This is a genomic window from Mesorhizobium sp. M1A.F.Ca.IN.020.06.1.1, from assembly GCF_004023265.1.
In the GTDB taxonomy this organism is placed as follows: domain Bacteria; phylum Pseudomonadota; class Alphaproteobacteria; order Rhizobiales; family Rhizobiaceae; genus Mesorhizobium.
In genome coordinates, this window is record NZ_RZSR01000869.1 from 1 (window position 1) to 2,561 (window position 2,561).

Annotated in this window: 3 protein-coding genes and 1 pseudogene; 2 read left to right on the forward strand and 2 right to left on the reverse strand. The window is 63.2% G+C overall.

Annotated elements, in window-relative coordinates; genetic code table 11:
* Positions 1-17: 17 nt before the first annotated feature.
* Positions 18-116, reverse strand: a pseudogene (locus EOA60_RS28250) (EamA/RhaT family transporter); the annotation flags it as partial.
* 94 nt (positions 117-210) lie between these two features.
* Positions 211-1,101, reverse strand: a complete 891-nt coding sequence (locus EOA60_RS28255; protein ID WP_095824309.1) for a DMT family transporter — start codon at positions 1,099-1,101, stop codon at positions 211-213.
* A gap of 23 nt (positions 1,102-1,124) precedes the next feature.
* Here EOA60_RS28255 and EOA60_RS28260 point away from each other — a divergent pair, with 23 nt between their 5' ends.
* Both EOA60_RS28260 and EOA60_RS28265 read left to right on the forward strand, forming a co-directional pair.
* Positions 1,125-1,814 carry a PIG-L deacetylase family protein gene (locus tag EOA60_RS28260; protein ID WP_095824310.1) on the forward strand — a complete coding sequence of 230 codons (690 nt, stop codon included), beginning with the start codon at positions 1,125-1,127 and terminating at the stop codon, positions 1,812-1,814.
* Between the two features lie 238 nt (positions 1,815-2,052).
* Positions 2,053-2,561: ABC transporter substrate-binding protein (locus EOA60_RS28265; protein ID WP_164899597.1), on the forward strand; the 509-nt coding region annotated here is incomplete at its 3' end.

Here is a 2,561-nt window from a genome sequence, read left to right on the forward strand (position 1 = left end):
ACCTGTCCCGGAATTGCCTAAAGCCTGGTGCGCGTGAACGGGTTCCAGCGCACGGTGCCCAGCCGTACCTCCTCGCGAACCATGGTCAGCAGGCCCGAGGCGCCGAGCACCGGCAGCACGGCGGATACCGGGAGTTCCGGCAAAATTCCTCTGTTCATGGCGTCCGCATATCAGCGGCCACGGTGAGCGCGCAACCTGTCCCGGAATTGCCTAAAGCCTGGTGCGCGTGAACGGGTTCCAGCGCACGGTGCCCAGCCGTACCTCCTCGCGAACCATGGTCAGCAGGCCCGAGGCGCCGAGCACTGCAAGGCCGGCCAGCGTCAGCAGGTCGGGATCTTCCTGGAAGAACAACGAGCCCAGCACCACCGCCCAGACGATCTGCGAATAGTGCGTCGGCGCGATCCGGTTGGCAGGCGCGTATTTGGCCGCGAGAAGCTGCAACAGCTGACCGCCGGCGGTGAAGGCGCCGGCCATGACCAGCCAGATCAGCTGCCTGCCATCCGGCAAGGTGAAGGACGTTGCCGCCACGCCGAGGCCATTGAACAGCAGGCCATAGCCGACAAGCACGCCGAGCATCGTCGTGCGCTTCTCCTGCTGCGCCAGCGACCGCATCAGGATGACGCTGGTAGCGGCAAGAAAGGCGATGGCGAAGGCCGCGAGGTGGCCGAGATGAAGTTCGCGGAAACCCGGCCTGACGACCAGCATGACCCCGGCAAATCCGGCGACCACGGCAAGCCATCGCCACGGCCCAACCTTCTCCCTCAGGATGAGAGTGGAGAGGATGGTGACGAACAAGGGCGCCAGGAAAATCAACGCGTAGACTTCCGCCAGCGGGATGGTGGTGAAGGCATAGACGCTGAGCACGCCCGATGCGATGCCCGCCCAGGCGCGGGCCTGCACGGCCCAGGGCCGGCTGGTGCGCCAGAAGTCGCGCCAGCGCTCATCGGCAGGCCTTGTGAAGAACAGGAAACAGCCGGCAAACAAGGTTACGAAGAAGCCGATCTCGAAGACGGTGAACTGCCCGCCCAGGCTCTTGATGACGGCATCGCTCCACGAATAGCTTGCATAGGCGATGAGGGCGAGCAGGATTCCGTTCGGCACGTTCCAATTCCGGGAGAAAAGAAGTGAAGATACTGGCGCTGGGGGCTCATCCCGACGATATCGAGATATTCATGTTCGGTACGCTGGCCGCCTATGCCGCGCTAGGCGCAGAGCTGACTTTTGCGATAGCCACGGACGGAGCCAAGGGCGGCAAAGGCGATCCGAAGGCGCTTGTCAAAGCGCGGCGCGAGGAAGCGACCGAGGCGGCCACCCTGCTCGGCGTCACACCGCGTTTCCTCGATTTCCCCGACGGGGCGCTGGTTGCGGATGCCGCATTGATCGGCACACTCAAGGCGCTGATCGGCGAGGTGCAACCCGACCTCGCGATCACGCATGCGCCGAACGACTATCACGGCGACCACCGCGCGCTGTCGGATGGCGTGCGCATCGCGGCGTCCTTCGAGGTACCGGTGCTGCATGCCGACACACTGGGCGGCACAGGTTTCTCGCCGTCGCATTACGTCGACATTTCCAGCCACTGGGACCTCAAGGCGCAGGCCATTCTCGCGCATCGCTCACAGGGGCCCGAGCATTATCTCAACGGTGCACGCATGCAGAACGCGTTCCGCGCCGGCCAATGCAACGGCGCGCCCGGCGCGCTGGCCGAGGCGTTCCGGTTCGAGCCCCTCTTCCCCTTTGCCGACATCCGCGAGCTGCTGCCTCCGGCGCCGCGGATCCGGCCGGTCACGGTGGGCCCGAAGACCGTCAGGTAGCCGGCTGAAGCACGAGCCGCCAAGCACCAACAGTTATTTCCCAACGATTTCAAGCACCGCTTTCGTCATGCTGCGGCGCAGCAACGAATTCGCTTGCATTGTTTAGTAAAAAGAGCATCACTAAACAAATTACTAAACATCGGCGACGCGGCGCGCGCCATGTTCAGGCCCTCGGAGGAGCGAGGTTGAGGCTTTTGAAACCGTCATCCGGACGCGTTTCGCAAATGGGAGGTAAGGCATGAAATCGACCTTGAAACTGGCGTTGGGACTGGCCTCGGCGGCACTCGCGTCGACCGCCGTCTCGAACGCGGCGCATGCGGAAGATCTGACGCTTTGCTGGGCGGCCTGGGATCCGGCCAACGCGCTCGTGGAATTGTCCAAGGACTTCACCAAGGAAACCGGCATCGGCATGAAGTTCGAATTCGTGCCGTGGACCAACTATGCCGACCGCTTCCTCAATGAGCTCAACTCACACGGCAAGCTCTGCGACCTGATCATCGGCGACAGCCAGTGGATCGGCGGCGCGGCCGAGAACGGTCATTACGTCAAGCTGAACGACTTCTTCGACAAGGAGAAGATCAGCATGGACGACTTCGTGCCGGCGACCGTCGTCGGCTATTCCGAATGGCCGAAGAACACGCCGAACTACTGGGCGCTGCCGGCCATGGGCGACGTGGTCGGCTGGACCTATCGCAAAGACTGGTTCTCGCGGCCGGAACTGCAGAAGGAGTTCAAGGAGAAGTATGG